The following is a 19,212-nucleotide window of genomic DNA, read 5'->3' as shown; positions in this document are numbered from 1 at the left end:
GCCGTCACGGCGTTAGCCATGGCATCTGAGGCGGGAGCCGCTTGCGGCTCCCCGAAGGTTTAACTCCGACAGGAGAAGAAGCGTGAAAGATTTATTAAAGTTTCTGAAACCAGCTAACCAAGCGGATGAGTTTGATGGAATCCGCATTGGTCTGGCGTCGCCAGACCAGGTTCGTAGCTGGTCATATGGTGAGGTTAAAAAGCCGGAAACCATTAACTACCGTACCTTCAAGCCAGAGCGTGACGGTTTGTTCTGTGCGCGTATTTTTGGTCCGGTAAAAGACTATGAGTGTTTGTGCGGTAAGTACAAGCGCTTGAAGCACCGTGGCGTGATTTGTGAGAAGTGTGGCGTTGAAGTGACGCTGACTAAAGTGCGTCGTGAGCGCATGGGTCACATTGAACTCGCTAGCCCGGTTGCACACATTTGGTTCTTGAAGTCATTACCGTCACGTATCGGCTTAATGCTGGACATGACATTACGTGATATCGAGCGCGTATTGTACTTCGAAAGCTACGTAGTGATTGACGCTGGCATGACCTCGCTGGAAGTGGGTTCATTGTTAGGCGAAGAAGACTACCTGGATGCGTTAGAAGAGCACGGCGACGAGTTCGAAGCGAAAATGGGTGCGGAAGCGGTATTGCACATGCTGCGTCAGGTCAACATGCCTGAGCAGATCAAAATGCTGCGTGAAGAGCTACCAGAAACGAATTCTGAAACCAAGCGTAAGAAAATTTCTAAGCGTTTGAAATTGTTAGAGTCATTTGAGCAGTCTGGCAACAAGCCAGAGTGGATGATCCTACAAGTATTGCCAGTATTACCACCGGATTTGCGTCCGTTGGTACCATTGGACGGTGGCCGTTTCGCAACCTCAGATTTGAACGACTTATACCGTCGTGTGATTAACCGTAACAACCGTTTGAAGCGTCTTTTAGACCTTGCTGCGCCAGACATTATCGTGCGCAACGAAAAACGTATGTTACAAGAAGCGGTAGACGCCCTGTTAGACAACGGTCGTCGTGGTCGTGCTATCACTGGTTCAAACAAGCGTCCTTTGAAGTCACTGGCTGACATGATCAAAGGTAAGCAAGGTCGTTTCCGTCAAAACCTATTGGGTAAGCGGGTTGACTACTCAGGTCGTTCGGTGATTACCGTAGGTCCTAAGCTGCGCTTACACCAGTGTGGTTTACCGAAGAAAATGGCACTTGAGCTATTCAAACCGTTTATCTATGGCAAGTTAGAAGGTCGCGGTTTAGCCACGACTATCAAAGCTGCAAAGAAAATGGTTGAGCGCGAAATTCCAGAAGTATGGGACGTGTTAGACGAAGTCATTCGTGAACACCCTGTATTGTTGAACCGTGCACCAACGCTTCACCGTTTGGGTATCCAAGCGTTTGAACCTGTGTTGATCGAAGGTAAAGCGATTCAGTTGCACCCACTAGTGTGTGCGGCCTATAACGCTGACTTCGACGGTGACCAAATGGCGGTTCACCTTCCTTTGACGCTTGAAGCGCAAATGGAAGCACGTGCGTTGATGATGTCGACCAACAACATCTTGTCACCTGCCAGCGGCGACCCGATTATCGTACCTTCACAGGACGTTGTATTGGGTGTGTACTACATGACCCGTGAAGCGATCAATGCGAAAGGCGAGGGCATGATGTTCAAGAGCCCTGCGGAAGCAGAGAAAGCGTATCGCACGGGCCAGGCTAGCTTGCATGCTAAAGTGAAAGTACGTATTAACGACGTTGAGCGTGACGAAGACGGCGTGGTCACTGAGTACACCCACGTGATCGACACCACCGTAGGTCGTGCCCTGTTGTCATTGATTTTGCCAAAAGGCATTAGCTATAGCAGCATCAACCAGAACATGGGTAAGAAGCAAATTTCAGCGTTGCTGAACAGCTGTTACCGTGATTGCGGTTTGAAAGATACCGTCGTATTCGCTGACCAATTGATGTACACCGGTTTCCATTATGCGATGGTCTCTGGTACGTCGGTTGGTATCAACGACATGGAAATTCCAGCGGCTAAGAAAGAGCTGATCGAAGGTGCAGAAGCCGAAGTTGCAGAAATCCAAGCGCAGTTCGAGCAGGGTTTGGTAACCGCAGGTGAGAAGTACAACAAGGTCATCGATATCTGGTCAACCGCGAACGAGAAAGTCTCGAAAGCGATGATGGAAAACCTGTCTAAAGAGACGGTTACCAACGCGAAAGGCGAGCAAGAAGAGCAGATGGCCTTCAACTCAGTCTTTATGATGGCCGACTCGGGCGCTCGTGGTAGCCCCGCACAGATCCGTCAGTTAGCAGGTATGCGTGGTTTGATGGCGAAGCCAGATGGCTCAATCATCGAAACACCTATCGTGGCTAACTTCCGTGAAGGTTTGAACGTACTTCAGTACTTCATCTCGACCCACGGTGCGCGTAAAGGTTTGGCCGATACGGCATTGAAAACTGCGAACTCAGGTTACTTGACCCGTCGTTTGGTTGACGTGGCACAAGACTTGGTTATCACTGAAGCTGATTGTGGTACGCAAGAAGGTCTGTTCGTTAAGCCGCTGATCGAAGGTGGCGACGTGGTAGAACCTCTGCGCGAGCGTGTATTGGGTCGTGTGGTATGTGACGACGTATTAGTGCCGGGTTCTGACGACGTTCTGATTCCGCGCAACACCTTGTTAGACGAGAAGTGGTGTGACATTTTAGAAGCCAACTCAGTCGACGAAGTAAAAGTACGCTCTATCATTACCTGTGATTCATTACGTGGTGTATGTGCGAACTGTTACGGTCGTGACTTGGCACGCGGTCACTTGGTTAACGAAGGTGAAGCAGTTGGTGTTATCGCTGCCCAGTCTATCGGTGAGCCAGGTACCCAGTTAACCATGCGGACGTTCCACATCGGTGGTGCCGCATCGCGTGCGTCAGCTGAGAACAGCATTCAGGTTAAAAACCCAGGTAAGTTGAAGCTACACAACGTGAAGAGCGTTGAGAACAGCGACAGCCATTTGGTGATTACCTCGCGTTCAGCGGAATTAACCCTAATCGACGAGTTTGGTCGTGAGCGTGAGCGCTATAAAGTGCCTTACGGTGCGATCTTGAAGAAAGGTGACGGCGCAGCAGTTGCAGGTGGCGAAGTAGTGGCCAACTGGGACCCGCATACGCACCCAATCATTACCGAAGTACAAGGTAAGATTAAGTTTGTCGACATGGTTGACGGCGTTACGATGATGACTCAAACCGACGAACTGACTGGCTTGAGCAGCTATGTTATTTTGGAAACTGGTCAACGTACCAGTGCCGGTAAAGACATGCGCCCAGCGGTTAAATTGGTTGATGCGAACGGTGATGACGTGAATATCGCTGGTACCGACATGCCTGCACAGTACTTCCTACCGGGTGGCGCTATCGTCAGCTTGGCGGACGGTGCTCAAGTAGGTAGTGGTGATACGCTTGCGCGTATTCCGCAAGAAGGTTCGAAGACCCGTGATATTACCGGTGGTCTACCGCGTGTTGCCGACTTGTTCGAAGCGCGTAAGCCAAAAGAGCCAGCTATCCTTGCTGAAATCACAGGTACTGTTTCGTTCGGTAAAGAGACCAAAGGTAAGCGTCGCTTAATGATTACCCCTGCTGAAGGTGGCGATCATTACGAAGAGATGATTCCTAAGTGGCGTCAGTTGAACGTGTTTGAAGGTGACCAAGTGAGCCGTGGTGAAGTAATCGCTGACGGTCCAGAAGCGCCACATGACATCTTACGTTTACGTGGTGTGTCTGCGGTCGCTAACTACATCACCAACGAAGTACAGGAAGTTTACCGCTTACAGGGCGTTAAGATTAACGATAAGCACATTGAAGCCATCGTGCGTCAGATGCTGCGTAAGGCGATGATCTTGAAGCCAGGCGATTCAGGCTTCCTGGAAGGTGAACAGGTTGAAGTGTCTGCGGTGATTGAAGCAAACCGTCAGCTAGAAGCGGAAGGCAAAATGCCTGCGCTGTTCGAGCGTCAGTTGCTTGGTATTACCAAAGCGTCACTGTCTACAGAATCGTTCATTTCAGCCGCATCGTTCCAGGAAACGACGCGCGTATTGACCGAAGCTGCGGTACAGGGTAAAGAAGACAGCCTGCAAGGCCTGAAAGAAAACGTTATCGTTGGCCGTTTGATCCCTGCGGGTACGGGTTACGCTTACCATCAAGAGCGCGCGCGCAAGCGTGCGGCGTCGATGCAAGCGAACCAGCAAACCACAGTGAGTGCAGAAGAAGCGGAACAAGCGCTGTCAGATGCATTGAACGAAAGCGACAGCAACGACTAACCGTTCTGTTGTTTAAAAAAGGCCCTGCGGGGCCTTTTTTGTTGGTTGTTGTTGTCGGGCCAACGCAACATAGATCACGGGATCAGGTTGACAGGTTAATCTGTGACCTATAAAATTCGGCCTCCCTTAATGGGGAACAGTTTGGAATATATGGTTCGTTTAGCGACTGAAACCATTGAAAACCAAAGTCGCGCTTGGGTGAATAGACACTCGGGCGCTTTGTGTTGTTTTAGTAAAAGTACTGATTACTTGGAGAAACCATGGCAACAGTTAACCAATTAGTGCGTAAGCCGCGCAAAGCACCAGTTGTGAAAAGCAACGTGCCAGCGTTAGAAGCTTGCCCACAAAAACGTGGCGTATGTACTCGCGTATATACCACCACTCCTAAGAAGCCAAACTCTGCATTACGTAAAGTTTGTCGTGTACGTTTGACCAACGGTTATGAAGTGACTTCATACATCGGTGGTGAAGGCCACAACTTGCAAGAGCACAGCGTCATCCTAATCCGTGGCGGTCGTGTTAAAGACTTACCAGGTGTGCGTTATCACACTGTTCGCGGCGCATTAGACTGTGCTGGCGTAAATGACCGTAGACAAGGCCGTTCTAAGTACGGCGCGAAGCGGCCTAAATCTTAACGGTTCTCCGTTTCTAGTAAGGCCAAACTTTTAAATACATTTTGTTTTGGGTAATCCCTGAAGACATCGGAGAATTAAGATGCCAAGAAGACGCGTAGTCGGCCAACGTAAAATCCTTCCGGACCCTAAGTTCGGATCAGAGTTGTTGGCGAAATTTATCAATATTGTCATGGTTGATGGCAAGAAATCAGTCGCTGAAAGAATTATCTATGGTGCACTAGACATCGTTGCTGAAAAAGCGGGCAAAGATCACTTATCAGTGTTCGAAGAAGCTTTAGACAACATCCGTCCAAGTGTCGAGGTTAAGTCACGTCGCGTAGGTGGCTCAACTTACCAAGTACCAGTAGAAGTTCGCCCAGTGCGTCGTAACACGCTGGCAATGCGCTGGATGGTTGACGCAGCTCGTTCACGTGGTGAGAAGTCTATGGCTCAACGCCTGGCTGGCGAAATGTTAGATGCCTCTCAGAACAAAGGTTCTGCGGTTAAGAAACGTGAAGACGTTCACCGTATGGCTGACGCGAACAAAGCATTCGCTCACTATCGCTGGTAATTCACGCCCAATCTCAATTAAGAGGATATTAAAGTGGCAAGAAAAACTTCTATCGAACGCTATCGTAATATCGGTATCGTTGCTCACGTAGACGCAGGCAAGACGACGACTACCGAGCGTGTATTATTCTATACTGGCTTGTCTCACAAGCTGGGTGAAGTACATGACGGTGCGGCGACGACTGACTGGATGGCACAGGAACAGGAGCGTGGTATTACAATCACCTCAGCTGCTGTAACCAGCTTCTGGCCAGGTATGGACAAACAATTCCCTGAGCACCGTATCAACATCATCGACACCCCTGGTCACGTTGACTTCACTATCGAAGTTGAGCGTTCATTGCGTGTTCTTGATGGTGCAGTAGTAGTGCTATGTGCATCTTCTGGTGTTCAGCCACAGACTGAAACTGTGTGGCGTCAGGCCAACAAGTATGAAGTACCGCGCATGGTATTCGTCAACAAGATGGACCGTGCTGGTGCTGACTTCTTGTCAGTTGTTAACCAGATGAAAACTCGTCTACAAGCGAACGCAGTTCCAATTCAGATGCCTATCGGCGCTGAAGAGGAATTTAAAGGCGTTATCGACCTGATTAAAATGAAGGCGATCAACTGGAATGAAAACGACATGGGTATGACATTTACCTATGATGCGATTCCAGCTGACCTGATGGACGAAGCAGAAACCTTGCACAACGAATTAGTTGAAGCAGCGGCTGAAGCGACTGACGAGCTGATGAACAAATACCTTGAAGAAGGTGAGTTGACTGAAGCTGAAATCAAAGCGGGTTTACGTGCGCGTACTTTGGCTAACGACATTATCCTGACCTTGTGTGGTTCTGCATTTAAGAACAAAGGTGTTCAGGCGATGTTGGACGCGGTTATTGAATACCTACCTTCACCAACTGAAGTTAAGCCAATTACTGGTATTAACGACGACGAGTCTGAAGGTGTGCGTAAGTCAAGCGACGACGAGCCTTTCGCTGCGTTGGCGTTTAAAATCGCAACTGACCCGTTCGTAGGTACTTTGACCTTCTTCCGCGTGTACTCAGGCGTTGTAAACACAGGTGACTCTGTGTATAACCCAGTGAAGCACAAGAAAGAGCGTTTTGGCCGTATCGTTCAGATGCACGCTAACGACCGTGAAGAGTTGAAAGAGGTTCGCGCTGGTGACATCGCTGCTGCTATCGGCTTGAAAGACGTGACTACTGGTGACACCTTGTGTGACATCAACAACAAGATTACCCTTGAGCGCATGGAATTCCCTGAGCCAGTAATCTCTGTTGCGGTAGAGCCGAAAACCAAAGCTGACCAAGAAAAAATGGGCGTAGCTTTAGGTAAGTTGGCCGCAGAAGATCCTTCATTCCGCGTTAAAACTGACGAAGAGTCTGGTCAGACTATCATTTCTGGTATGGGTGAGCTTCACCTGGACATCATCGTTGACCGTATGAAGCGTGAATTCAACGTTGAGTGTAACGTAGGTAAACCTCAGGTTGCTTACCGTGAAGCGATTCGTAAGAAAGTTGAAGTTGAAGGCAAGTTCGTACGTCAATCAGGTGGTCGTGGTCAGTACGGTCACGTTTGGTTACGTATCGAGCCGTTGGCTATCGATGAGAAAGACGAAGATGCACCGACATTCGAATTCGTTAACGAAATCGTTGGTGGTGTGGTACCAAAAGAGTATATCCCTGCGGTATCTAAAGGTATCGAAGAGCAAATGCAGAATGGTGTATTAGCTGGCTTCCCAGTATTGGGTGTTAAAGCGACATTATTCGACGGCTCTTACCACGACGTTGACTCGAATGAAATGGCGTTCAAAATCGCTGGTAGCATGGGTTTCAAAAAAGGTGCCCTGCAAGCCAACCCTGCGATTCTTGAGCCGATGATGAAAGTTGAAGTTACTACCCCTGAAGATTTCATGGGTGACGTAGTAGGTGACTTGAACCGTCGTCGCGGTATGATCGAAGGTATGGAAGACTCGCCAGGTGGCCTGAAAGCGGTTAACGCACAGGTTCCATTGGCGGAAATGTTTGGTTATGCGACTGACTTGCGTTCACAAACGCAGGGCCGTGCTTCTTACTCAATGGAGTTCCTGAAGTACGCTGAAGCACCAAGCAACGTTGCAGAAGCTGTTATTGCAGCTCGTAACACCAAAGGTTAGTTGAGGTCTGGTCCCGGTCCTTAGGGCCGGGCTTTAAACTTAAAATTAAAGGAAATAGCAATGGCTAAAGCAAAATTTGAACGTAGCAAGCCGCACGTAAACGTTGGTACTATCGGTCACGTTGACCACGGTAAAACTACTTTGACTGCTGCAATCACCACGGTATTGGCAAAAACCTACGGTGGTTCTGCAAAAGACTTCGCATCAATCGACAACGCGCCAGAAGAGCGTGAGCGTGGTATCACTATCTCAACCTCACACGTTGAGTATGACACTCCGTCACGTCACTATGCCCACGTAGACTGCCCAGGCCACGCTGACTATGTTAAAAACATGATCACTGGTGCTGCACAGATGGACGGCGCAATCTTAGTAGTAGCTGCGACTGACGGCCCAATGCCACAGACTCGTGAGCACATCTTGTTGTCACGTCAGGTAGGCGTACCATTCATCGTTGTATTCATGAACAAGTGTGACATGGTAGACGACGAAGAGTTGTTAGAGCTGGTAGAAATGGAAGTACGTGAGTTGTTGTCAGAGTACGACTTCCCAGGTGACGACTTGCCAGTGATTCAAGGTTCAGCGCTAAAAGCGTTGGAAGGCGAAGAAGAGTGGGAAAAGAAAATCATCGAATTGGCAGAAGCTTTGGATTCATACATCCCAGAGCCAGAGCGTGATATCGACAAGCCATTCTTGATGCCAATCGAAGACGTATTCTCAATCTCAGGCCGTGGTACCGTAGTAACTGGCCGTGTTGAGCGCGGTATTGTAAACACTGGTGACGAAGTAGAAATCGTAGGTATCAAAGACACTACGAAGACTACCGTAACGGGTGTTGAGATGTTCCGTAAGTTGCTAGACGAAGGTCGTGCAGGTGAGAACATCGGCGCATTGTTGCGTGGTACTAAGCGTGAAGATATCCAGCGTGGCCAAGTATTGGCGAAGCCAGGTTCAATCACTCCGCATACCAAGTTCGAAGCAGAAGTATACGTACTGAGCAAAGAAGAAGGTGGTCGTCATACCCCATTCTTCAAAGGCTACCGTCCACAGTTCTACTTCCGTACTACGGACGTAACTGGTGCAGTAGAATTGCCAGAAGGCGTAGAGATGGTTATGCCTGGTGACAACATCAAGTTCGTAGTAGAACTGATTGCACCAATCGCGATGGATGACGGCTTACGCTTCGCTATCCGTGAAGGCGGCCGTACCGTAGGCGCTGGCGTTGTATCTAAAATCTTAGATTAATTGGTAGGGCAGGCTACGCCTGCCGCCAAGCGATGTTGAACGGCAGGCGAAGCCTGCCCTTCAACCACCAATCAAGATATTCAAAAGGCTCCCATTGGGAGCCTTTTTGTTAGCAAAAGGTTTATCATTGCGCTAAATTAAATTGGTGCTGACCAAGGCGAAGGCCTGTAAATACGGCGTATTTACTCTCTATTGCGGTGATCAGATTTCACCCTACATCCCTTTTCGATTACAATGCATGGCGAAATTATTCGAATAAAGCCGCCGCAACAGGCCGCTAAAGAGGATTAACCATGTCTGCTGGCTCCCCTAAGACTGAAAACGACAACGCCAAGCGCGGTGCTTTTACCCGCTTTTTGGACGGCGTTGAGTGGTTAGGTAACTTACTACCACACCCTGTTACTTTATTTGCCTTATTCGCATTAGCTGTGATGGTGTTTAGCGCCGTTGCTGCTTATTTCGGTGTTTCAGTTGAAGACCCGCGCCCAGGCCAGGAAGGCGTGACTATCGCTGTGAATAGCTTGCTTAGCGGCGATGGACTGCGCTGGATGGTGGCGAATTTAGTACCGAATTTCACCGGCTTCCCGCCGTTGGGTGTGGTGCTGGTAGCGCTTTTAGGTGTCGGTATAGCCGAGCGCTCAGGCCTATTGGCCGCGCTGCTACGCAGTATGGTATTGAACGCATCTCCGCGTATGGTCACGATTGTAGTGGTATTTGCAGGGGTTATCTCAAATACCGCCTCAGAGCTTGGCTATGTGGTACTGGTGCCACTCGCAGCAGTCACCTTCCACTCCTTGGGTCGCCACCCATTGGCTGGTTTAGCGGCAGCCTTTGCCGGGGTTTCAGCCGGTTATAGTGCGAACTTGTTTATTGGGACTGTTGACCCCTTACTGGCAGGATTCACCCAGGAAGCGGCGCGTTTAATCGACCCAGATTATGTGGTCGGCCCGGAAATGAACCACTTCTTTATGATCGCTAGTACCTTCTTGATTGCAGCGTTAGGCGCCATTGTGACCGAGAAGGTCGTCGAGCCGAAACTAGGCAAGTTTAATGAAGCCGACATGGACGCTGAAGCCATTGCTGATAACCACGTTTCAATGGAAAAATTGAACAGCGTTGAGCGCAAGGGTTTAATCGCTGGTGGCGTAACCTTTGTCAGTTTATTAGCGCTTTTGGCGATTACCGTAGTGCCTGAATGGGGTGTGTTGCGTAACCCTGCAACGGGCGAGGTGTTTGGTTCACCATTCTTAAGTGGGATTGTGGTATTCATCTTTATTACCTTCGCAATTCCAGGTTTTGTCTACGGCTATATCACAGGCTCAATGCGTAATGACCGCGACGTCATTCAAGCGATGGCGAAAAGCATGAGCTCGATGGGCTTATACATTGTATTAGTGTTTTTTGCGGCGCAGTTCGTTGCCTTCTTTGGCTGGACCAACTTCGGTACTATCTTCGCGGTCAATGGCGCAAACTTCCTCGAAGCGATTAACCTGACAGGCCCGGGCGTGTTCTTGCTGTTTATCTTAATGTGCGCCTTTGTGAACCTGATGCTGGGCTCTGCTTCAGCGCAGTGGGCGATTACCGCACCTATCTTTGTACCTATGTTGATGATTATCGGTTACGCGCCTGAAACAGTTCAAGCGGCATATCGAATTGGCGACTCGGTGACTAACATTATTACGCCAATGATGAGCTACTTCGGGATTATTTTGGCCGTTGCCGCGCGTTACCAAAAGAACTTAGGTATCGGCACTTTGATTTCGATTATGTTGCCTTACAGCATGGTATTTTTCGTGGGCTGGACCGCACTTTTCTATTTGTGGGTATTCGTACTAGATTTGCCAGTGGGTTGGGGCGCTGCCACCTACTACCAAATGGCGGGTTAATTCTCTGCTAACGATGACAAAAGCCAGCTTACCAGCTGGCTTTTTGTTGTCATCATGGTCGCGTTTCACCGCATTTAGTTGACACTATTTGCCAACGTGCAATGCTCTGTAAACCAAGCAGAGGCGCACAGTGATACACACGAAGGAATGAGTGAATGCAGGGGCGAGTAGTACACACAATATTTTATCTGGCGGTGGTCGGTTGGTTATCGCTCAGCTTTACAGCTTTTGTTAGCTCGGCTCAGGCGCACACACCGGCGCAGCAAACCAACTCTGACGCCGAAGTTATTCATGTCGCCGCTTATGAATTTCCGCCTTATTATTCGTCGCACCTCTCAGAACACCTGCTTGGCGGCTTACTTGATTACTTGAACGCTCAACAGCAACAGTACATATTTAACTTGGTGGAAATTCGTTCTACCGCACGCTATCAACAGGTCAGTGCTGAAGGGTGTTGCAGTGTGATTTTCTTCCAGGCCCCAGAGTGGGGTTGGCAGCAAAATGACCAAGTTGTTCGCGGCCCGCGCTTAAGCCGTGGTGCCGATTTATACGTGGCCTTGAAACCACCCAGCGAAGTGATTGCGAATGATCCTTTAATCGGTGGTTTGCGTGGTTATCATTACCAATTCACCGACTTTCAACATGACAGCGAATTGCTGGAGTACGAACATCGCATGTACTTGGCAGATAACCATTTCACGCTGGTGAATATGCTGCAGCGCGAGCGCCTTGACTTGGTGATGGTGAGTGAAGAGTTTCTCGGTATGCTGGCAGCATTACAGCCGCAGAAGGTTGATTTAGCCGAGCTGCAAACGGAGGTCGACTTAAGTTACCACACCTATTTATTGGCACATCAATCACAGCAAGCGCTGCTCGACTGGCTGGAAGGGCAACTTACAACGATGCACCAAAGTGGTGAGTTAAGCGCATTATTCGAGCGCTTCGGGGTGGGGGAACATCTCGATTACGTCCCCCGCCAGCGCGATATGGATTAGTAGACTGAAAGCCCAAGTTTTTCAGCCAAGCGTGTGATCATATACATGCCCATACATGAGTTGCCATATTGGTTTAGGCGCGGGCTCCAGGCGCATATCACGCCATAGTTTGGCACAATCGCGACAATGCCCCCGCCGACGCCACTTTTCGCCGGCAAACCGACTTCAAAGGCAAATTCACCGGATTGGTCATACATGCCACTGGTTTGCATAATGGCATTGATACGGTGGGCGTCCCGGCGACTGACAATGGTATCACCTGAGTGCGGCTGGACGCCGCGGTTGGCTAGAAAGCTTAAACTACGCGCGACATCACGACAGCTCATTTCAATTGAGCATTGGTAGAAGTAATGATCGAGTGCGTCTTCGACATCTGCTTCAATGTTGCCAAAGCTCTTCATCAAATAAGCCAGCGCTGCGTTGCGACTACCGTGCTGCTTTTCGGATAAGAACACGTCTTGATTGACTGCTATCTCAGGGCGGTCGGCAAGACCACGAACAAACGACATCAGCGCATTCTTACTTGCCGAGTAATGGCTGACTAAGGTGTCCGCGACCACAATCGCACCGGCATTAATAAACGGATTGCGCGGAATACCGTGCTCCCACTCCAGCTGAACAATTGAATTAAAGGCTTGCCCTGAAGGCTCCATGTGCACGCGCTGCCATAAATCATCGCCCATGCGCAGCATCGCCAGCGCGAGTCCAAACACTTTAGACACGCTTTGAATGGAAAACGGCACGTCGGCGTCGCCCGCCACGTGCACTTGGCCGTCGAGGTTGGCGACGGCAATGCCACACTGGTTGGGGTTGACGCTGGCAAGTGCAGGAATGTAATTGGCGACTTCACCGCTTAATGGCAGCGCAAGGGCTTCTTGCAAAATTTCATTTAACAATAACTCTTGGTTGCTTGGGCGCTTTGGTGTACCTTCCATGCAATTACCTATGTAAGTGGGTGGTCAGGGTGGCTGTGCTGCAATAACTTGGCGCGGATGCTATCTGGCACCGGCACGGAGCGCTCGTTCTTATGGTCGTAATTGACCAATATTGTGGTGCCTTTGGCGCACAGCTCACCTTTTTGCCAAACTTCACTGCCGATATCAAACGAGCTTTTACCAAGGCGCGCGATATAGGTTTTAATCGTAACTGCGAAACCAAAATAGACAGGGCGTACAAAATCGACATTCAAATTCGCCACAATCAGGCTGATTTCATACGGGTTGCCCTGCTCATTAAACAATTCAAACACAGGCAGGCGGCCGGTTTCAAACCAAGCTGGAATGACTGTGTTATTAACGTGCCCTAAGGCGTCAGTTTCATAAAAACGTACTTTTAACTCTTCAACGTACATGTAGGTTCCTTGGCTTAACCAGCAAGCTTACAACATTGGCTTCAAGAATCGAGCGGTATGCGACTTGGTGCTCTTGGCGACGGTTTCAGGCGTACCCTGCTCAAGAATTTCACCACCACCAGAGCCGCCTTCAGGGCCTAAGTCGACAATCCAATCCGCGGTTTTAATCACATCAAGGTTGTGTTCGATGATCACAATGGTGTTGCCGTGATCACGCAGGCGATGGAGTACCGCGAGCAACTGCTGAATATCGTGAAAGTGCAGGCCAGTTGTGGGCTCGTCTAAAATATATAAGGTCTTACCGGTATCGCGTTTAGACAGCTCGCGCGATAGCTTAACGCGCTGAGCCTCGCCCCCTGACAAGGTGGTTGCAGACTGACCCAGGCGCACATACGACAAGCCAACGTCCATGAGGGTTTGCAGCTTGCGTGCAATCGCTGGAACGGCATCGAAAAATTCACGTGCTTCCTCAATGGTCATATCGAGTACTTCGTGAATGCTCTTGCCTTTATACTGAATTTCCAGAGTTTCACGGTTGTAACGCTTGCCTTTACAAATGTCACAGGGCACATATACATCCGGCAAGAAATGCATTTCAACTTTAATCACGCCATCACCCTGGCAGGCTTCGCAGCGACCACCCTTGACGTTAAAGCTGAAGCGGCCTGGCTTATAGCCGCGTGAACGTGCTTCAGGCACCGCTGCAAAGAGTTCTCGCACTGGGGTAAAAATACCGGTGTAGGTGGCAGGGTTTGAACGCGGCGTGCGGCCGATAGGGCTCTGATCAATATCCACGACTTTGTCTAAGTGCTGTAAGCCATCAATGCTGTCATGAGGTGCCGCCACTGTGGTGGTTGCGCCATTCAGTTCACGCTGTGCCAGTGGGTATAAGGTGTCGTTAATCAAAGTCGATTTACCCGAACCTGACACCCCGGTCACGCAGGTCATCAAGCCAATGGGTAAGCGTAAATCGACATTTTTTAGGTTATTGCCACGCGCACCTTTTAAATCAAGGTAATCTTTACCCGGCTTGTGGCGCTGCTTCGGCACTGCAATTTCTTTGCGTCCAGACAGGTAATCGCCGGTGAGCGAGCCTTCGCTCGCAATCACATCCTCAACACTGCCTGCTGCAACAATTTCACCGCCATGCACACCGGCACCGGGGCCTATATCAATCACATAGTCCGCGCAGCGAATCGCATCTTCGTCATGCTCCACCACCAACACGGTGTTGCCCAAGTCGCGCAGGTGACGCAAGGTATCGAGCAAGCGCTCATTATCACGCTGGTGCAAACCGATTGAGGGCTCGTCGAGCACGTACATAACACCGACCAGGCCTGCACCAATTTGGCTGGCTAAACGAATGCGCTGGGCTTCGCCCCCTGACAAAGTCTCGGCACTGCGCGATAAGGTGAGATAATTCAACCCGACATTGACCAAGAAACTAAGGCGGTCGTTAATTTCCTTTAAGATCTTCTCCGCAATGCTGGCGCGCTGACCGGTCAACGTTAGGGTCTGGAAGAAATGTAAGGCATCACCAATAGAGCGCTCAACGACTTCAGGCAAGGTTGTATTTTCCACAAATACGTTACGAGCCTCTTCGCGTAAGCGCGTGCCGTTGCAGGATTTACAGGGCTGACTAGCCAAATACTTCGCAAGCTCTTCGCGCACCGCAGTCGAGTCAGTTTCACGGTAGCGGCGCTGCATATTTGGAATAATGCCCTCGAAGGTATGTTTACGCACCACGGTATCGCCACGGTCGTTCACATACTTGAACTTAATTTCTTCTTTACCGCTGCCGTACAACACTTTGTCGCGGGTGTTGGCGGCTAAACTTTGGAACGGCACGTTCAAGTCAAAGCCATAATGCTCCGCTAACGAGCGCAGCATTTGGTAATAATAAAAATTGCGTTTGTCCCAGCCGCGAATAGCACCGCCGGTGAGACTTAATTCTGGGTTAGCAACCACTTTCTCCGCGGCAAAAAATTGCTCAACCCCAAGGCCGTCACAGGTAGGACAGGCACCTGCCGGGTTATTAAACGAGAACATGCGCGGCTCAAGTTCTTGCATGCTGTAACCACATTCAGAACAGGCGAAGTTGGCAGAGAAGGTAAGTGATTCTCCCTCGCCTTCCATGGGCACAATAAATGCCGTGCCGCCACTTAGCTCGAGCGCAGTTTCAAACGACTCAGCAAGGCGAAGCTCTAGCCCGTCACGCACTTTCAGGCGGTCGACCACAACTTCAATATCATGTTTTTTATGCAATTCCAGCTTAGGCGGGTCACTTAAGTCGCAGACATTGCCATCTACCCGCGCCCGCAAATAGCCTTGCGCCGCTAAATTCTCTAAGGTCTTTTGGTGCTCACCTTTACGCCCCTGTACGACTGGCGCAAGTAGCATAATTTTACTGCCTTCTGGCAGTGCCATCACGTTATCCACCATTTGGCTGACCGTTTGTGCAGCCAAAGGTAAATCATGATGGGGACAACGAGGCTCGCCCACGCGGGCAAACATCAAGCGCAGGTAATCGTATATTTCGGTAATGGTACCGACGGTCGAACGCGGGTTATGTGAGGTCGATTTCTGTTCAATTGAAATGGCCGGTGATAAACCTTCAATGGAATCAACGTCAGGTTTTTCCATTAAGCTCAAAAATTGACGTGCATAGGCAGACAACGACTCAACATAGCGCCGCTGACCTTCCGCATACAAGGTATCAAATGCAAGGGACGACTTACCCGAGCCAGATAGACCAGTGATCACGACAAGTTTATCGCGCGGAATTTCGAGATGAATATTCTTTAAGTTGTGAGTACGCGCCCCACGAATGTCAATTTTATCCATAGTCTCCGACTTCTTTTGGCTTAAGGTGAGGGTGCCCGGAGGCTGAGCTAATCCTCTATTATCGCACAGATTTGCAGCAAGCGCAGCCAGCACATACTGGCAATGCATGCTTTCAACATAGTGCGTTGTGATGCTTTCTGGTACACTCTCGTGCCAATATTATCCACCCAGTCTATCCACGTTTTCAGGTGCATTCGGGTTTGAACAAACACGCATTAAATTCAGTTGAGAAAAAGGCAGCGGCTTCGCTAGCGTCCGTCTTTGGCTTACGTATGCTCGGGCTGTTTTTGATCATGCCGGTGATTGCGGTATATGGCCAACAATACCCCGATTACTCACCATTTTTGATTGGCATGGCGATTGGGGCCTATGGCCTTACCCAAGCCTTGCTGCAAATTCCGATGGGCTGGGTGTCTGATCGTATCGGCCGACGACCTGTCATTGTCGGCGGCTTATTAATATTTGCCTTGGGCAGCGTGGTGGCAGCGCTTGCTGATAGCCTAACGTGGGTCATTGTTGGCCGTGCTTTGCAGGGCGCAGGCGCGATTGCCAGTGCCGTATTGGCGTTGGCGTCGGATTGTTCACGTGACCAGCAACGACCCAAAGTCATGGCCGTTATTGGCTTGTGTATTGGCCTGTCATTTGCGCTTGCGTTAGTGCTGGGCCCTTGGTTAGGTGCCCATGTTGGCATGAGTGGCCTGTTTTGGTTTACTGCAGCCAGTGCGTTGCTTGCGGTAGGTTTAGTGCTAACAGTCACCCCGGATGCGGTGACTAAAACGCCCAAGCGCGATTTGCTACCGGTTAAAACGGAACTGAAGCGTTTGTTGCTGACACCTCAGCTGGCACACTTGAACCTAGGTATTTTTGTGCTGCACTTGGTGCTAACCGCATGGTTTGTAAGTTTACCCACGACCTTGGTCAGCGCAGGGCTCAATGCGGCGCAACATGGTTGGTTGTACTTCCCCACGCTGTTACTGTCGTTCGTGGTCATGGTGCCACTGATGTTTTATGCAATTCGACGTCAGCGACAACTACCAACGTTTAGGTTTGCGATTATGCTATTACTTGTGGCATTCGCGGTAATCGCGTCTTTTGCGCACTCTTTACTTGGTTTGGTGCTTGGGGTCTGGATTTTCTTTATCGGTTTTAACTATCTTGAAGCAAGCCTTCCTGCGATGCTGGCGCAATATGCACCTGCAGGTAGTAAAGGCAGCGCGAGCGGCATTTACACCAGCTTTCAATTTTTTGGTGCCTTTGCTGGTGGTATCAGCGGCGGTGCACTGTATCTGTATTTTGGCATGACCGGCGTAGTTTTATTCTGTATGGTGCTATTAGCCATTTGGTTTACGGCCAGTTTGCGTATGCAGCCGGTGGTTGGGGTTGCGAATGTCAGCCTGGCGTGTCCTAGCGTGAAGCCTGCGCAGGCTGGCGCACTAGCGCAGGCGTTAGCTGAGCAAGCTGGGGTGATTGAGGCGGTGGTAATCGCCAATGAACAGATGAGTTATTTAAAAGTGCGTCGTGATGCCTATGATAGTAAGGCGGCGCAAGCGTGTATTGCCCAATTTTCGGCGACGCAGTAATTAGAAAAGCGAATGATATAAAGTAAAGGAGCGAGGCATGGCCAGTCGTGGAATTAATAAAGTTATCTTAATCGGAAATTTGGGCGCCGACCCAGAGGTACGCTATACCCAAAACAGCACCGCGATTGCCAACTTAAGCGTGGCGACCAGTGAAACCTGGAAGGACAAGCAAACCGGTGAACAAAAAGAGCAAACTGAGTGGCACCGTGTGGTTTGCTATCGTCGCTTAGCTGAGATCGCGGGTGAATACCTGCGCAAAGGCTCCAAAGTTTATATCGAAGGGCGCCTGCAAACACGTAAGTGGCAAGGCCAGGACGGTAAAGACAACTACACCACGGAAATTGTGTGTAATGACATGCAAATGCTTGATGGTCGTGGTCAAGGCGGTCAAGGCGGCGGCAACTTTGGTGGTAACCAAGGTGGTTTCGCACCACAAGGTGGCCAGCAAGGCGGTGGACAGCAGCAAGGCGGTTTTGGCGGTCAGCAAGGCGGTGGACAGCAGCAAGGTGGTTTTGGCGGTCAGCAAGGCGGCGGTCAACAACAAGGCGGATTTGGCGGCCAGCAGGGTGGTCAACAGCAAGGTGGGCAGTCTAACCGTGCACCTCAGCCGCAACCACTCGCACCAGACTCGGATTTTGACGACGATATCCCGTTCTGAATGTTAGGTTACCCCAAATTAAGCCAATTCCGTGCGGTTACGGCCGTTGGTTTTGGCTTTATATAAAGCACTGTCAGCGCGGCTTAATAAGCTATCGATGCTGCTGTCCTCGGGTTGCAGCATACTGACGCCAAAACTAATGGTGACGTGAAAGTTTAGGCCTGAAGTAGTTTTAAATTCTGTACCGCTGATTTGTTTGCGCACTTGCTCGGCGATGCTGCGCGCATCGCCCAAGCTGGCGCCTTCCAGTAAAATAGCAAATTCTTCACCGCCCATGCGTGCGGCAATATCAACACTACGCACGCGTCTACCAACTAACTGCGTCACCTTTTGAATCACGCTATCGCCCGTGGCGTGGCCATAACTGTCGTTAATTGATTTGAAATGGTCTATGTCGAACATGATCAGTGCAAGCCGGGTGTGCTGACGTTGGGCACGCTTTACCGCCCTTGAGCCCGCGTGCAAAAAATGACCGCGATTGAACCAACGCGTCATTTCATCCGTTATTGAACGGGTACGCAGAGTTTCCTCGGTGGTCTTAAGTGCTGTAATTTCAAGGTGGATACCGGACATGACCGTGGGCGTTCCTTGGCTGTCCCATTCGGTAATTTGGCCGCGCGCTTTGACCCAGATCCAATGCCCTTGCTGGTGGCGCAAACGGAAGTTGGCTTTGTATTTAGGCACTTTGCCTTCGATATGGGCTTTTACGTTGGATTCAACTTCGGCGATATCGTCCGGGTGAATCAGTTGGCTGAAACGCTCATAATTAGTCGGCTGTAGCTTACTCAGTTCGTAGCCGAGCATAGCTGCCCATGCTACCGAGACAAGATTTTCGCCGCTGGCGATGTTCCACTCCCAGAGGCCGACTTCGCCGTTGTCCAGAAGTTGTAGTAAGGCCTCTGATGAGCGCACTTCGAAGCGTCGCAATTGAGTAGTGGCGTCCTCTGGGGATAATTCCGGCTGAATAGGGTCGGGTTGCTTCATGTTGGCATCCTCTGTTGTATAGATTTG

At 50.1% G+C, this 19,212-nt stretch carries 13 protein-coding genes; 9 read left to right on the top strand and 4 right to left on the bottom strand.

Annotated features, from left to right (window positions below):
• Positions 1 to 82 precede the first annotated feature (82 nt).
• From rpoC to CWE07_RS03150, 7 genes are all read left to right on the top strand, one after another.
• Positions 83 to 4,300 (top strand): DNA-directed RNA polymerase subunit beta', encoded by a 4,218-nt coding sequence (rpoC, locus tag CWE07_RS03180; RefSeq protein WP_111568816.1) that lies wholly within the window; start codon positions 83 to 85, stop codon positions 4,298 to 4,300.
• A 260-nt stretch (positions 4,301 to 4,560) separates the two neighbouring features.
• Entirely contained in the window at positions 4,561 to 4,935 is a 375-nt protein-coding gene (rpsL, locus tag CWE07_RS03175; RefSeq protein ID WP_111568817.1) for a 30S ribosomal protein S12, read from the top strand.
• Positions 4,936 to 5,014: 79 nt separating this feature from the next.
• Positions 5,015 to 5,485, top strand: a complete 471-nt coding sequence (rpsG, locus tag CWE07_RS03170) for a 30S ribosomal protein S7 (protein ID WP_111568818.1) — start codon at positions 5,015 to 5,017, stop codon at positions 5,483 to 5,485.
• 33 nt (positions 5,486 to 5,518) lie between these two features.
• Complete coding sequence (gene fusA / locus CWE07_RS03165) at positions 5,519 to 7,642, top strand: elongation factor G (protein WP_111568819.1); 2,124 nt, start codon at positions 5,519 to 5,521, stop codon at positions 7,640 to 7,642.
• Positions 7,643 to 7,702: 60 nt separating this feature from the next.
• A complete protein-coding gene (tuf, locus tag CWE07_RS03160) occupies positions 7,703 to 8,887 on the top strand; it encodes an elongation factor Tu (RefSeq protein WP_111568807.1) in 1,185 nt (394 codons plus the stop codon).
• A gap of 293 nt (positions 8,888 to 9,180) precedes the next feature.
• Positions 9,181 to 10,773, top strand: coding sequence for an AbgT family transporter (locus tag CWE07_RS03155; protein WP_111568820.1), 1,593 nt, complete (start codon positions 9,181 to 9,183; stop codon positions 10,771 to 10,773).
• A 155-nt stretch (positions 10,774 to 10,928) separates the two neighbouring features.
• On the top strand, positions 10,929 to 11,768 hold the full coding sequence (locus tag CWE07_RS03150; protein ID WP_111568821.1) for a type 2 periplasmic-binding domain-containing protein: 840 nt from the start codon (positions 10,929 to 10,931) through the stop codon (positions 11,766 to 11,768).
• Here CWE07_RS03150 and CWE07_RS03145 read toward each other — a convergent pair.
• The 3 genes from CWE07_RS03145 to uvrA are packed head-to-tail and all read right to left on the bottom strand — an operon-like array spanning position 11,765 to position 15,963.
• Complete coding sequence (locus CWE07_RS03145; protein ID WP_111568822.1) at positions 11,765 to 12,703, bottom strand: glutaminase; 939 nt, start codon at positions 12,701 to 12,703, stop codon at positions 11,765 to 11,767. The two genes, CWE07_RS03150 and CWE07_RS03145, sit on opposite strands and share 4 nt — an antisense overlap.
• 8 nt (positions 12,704 to 12,711) lie before the next feature.
• Complete coding sequence (locus tag CWE07_RS03140; protein ID WP_111568823.1) at positions 12,712 to 13,119, bottom strand: acyl-CoA thioesterase; 408 nt, start codon at positions 13,117 to 13,119, stop codon at positions 12,712 to 12,714.
• Positions 13,120 to 13,146: 27 nt separating this feature from the next.
• Positions 13,147 to 15,963 carry an excinuclease ABC subunit UvrA gene (uvrA, locus tag CWE07_RS03135; RefSeq protein ID WP_111568824.1) on the bottom strand — a complete coding sequence of 939 codons (2,817 nt, stop codon included), beginning with the start codon at positions 15,961 to 15,963 and terminating at the stop codon, positions 13,147 to 13,149.
• A gap of 200 nt (positions 15,964 to 16,163) precedes the next feature.
• Here uvrA and CWE07_RS03130 point away from each other — a divergent pair, with 200 nt between their 5' ends.
• Positions 16,164 to 17,543 carry an MFS transporter gene (locus CWE07_RS03130; RefSeq protein ID WP_111568825.1) on the top strand — a complete coding sequence of 460 codons (1,380 nt, stop codon included), beginning with the start codon at positions 16,164 to 16,166 and terminating at the stop codon, positions 17,541 to 17,543.
• 37 nt (positions 17,544 to 17,580) lie between these two features.
• Entirely contained in the window at positions 17,581 to 18,201 is a 621-nt protein-coding gene (gene ssb, locus CWE07_RS03125; protein ID WP_111568826.1) for a single-stranded DNA-binding protein, read from the top strand.
• An 18-nt stretch (positions 18,202 to 18,219) separates the two neighbouring features.
• Here ssb and CWE07_RS03120 read toward each other — a convergent pair whose 3' ends face one another.
• Complete coding sequence (locus CWE07_RS03120; protein ID WP_111568827.1) at positions 18,220 to 19,185, bottom strand: GGDEF domain-containing protein; 966 nt, start codon at positions 19,183 to 19,185, stop codon at positions 18,220 to 18,222.
• Between the last annotated feature and the right edge of the window lie 27 nt (positions 19,186 to 19,212).

It is taken from the genome of Aliidiomarina maris, assembly GCF_003987335.1.
GTDB lineage: Bacteria > Pseudomonadota > Gammaproteobacteria > Enterobacterales > Alteromonadaceae > Aliidiomarina > Aliidiomarina maris.
This window is presented reverse-complemented; position numbering and strand designations above follow the sequence as displayed.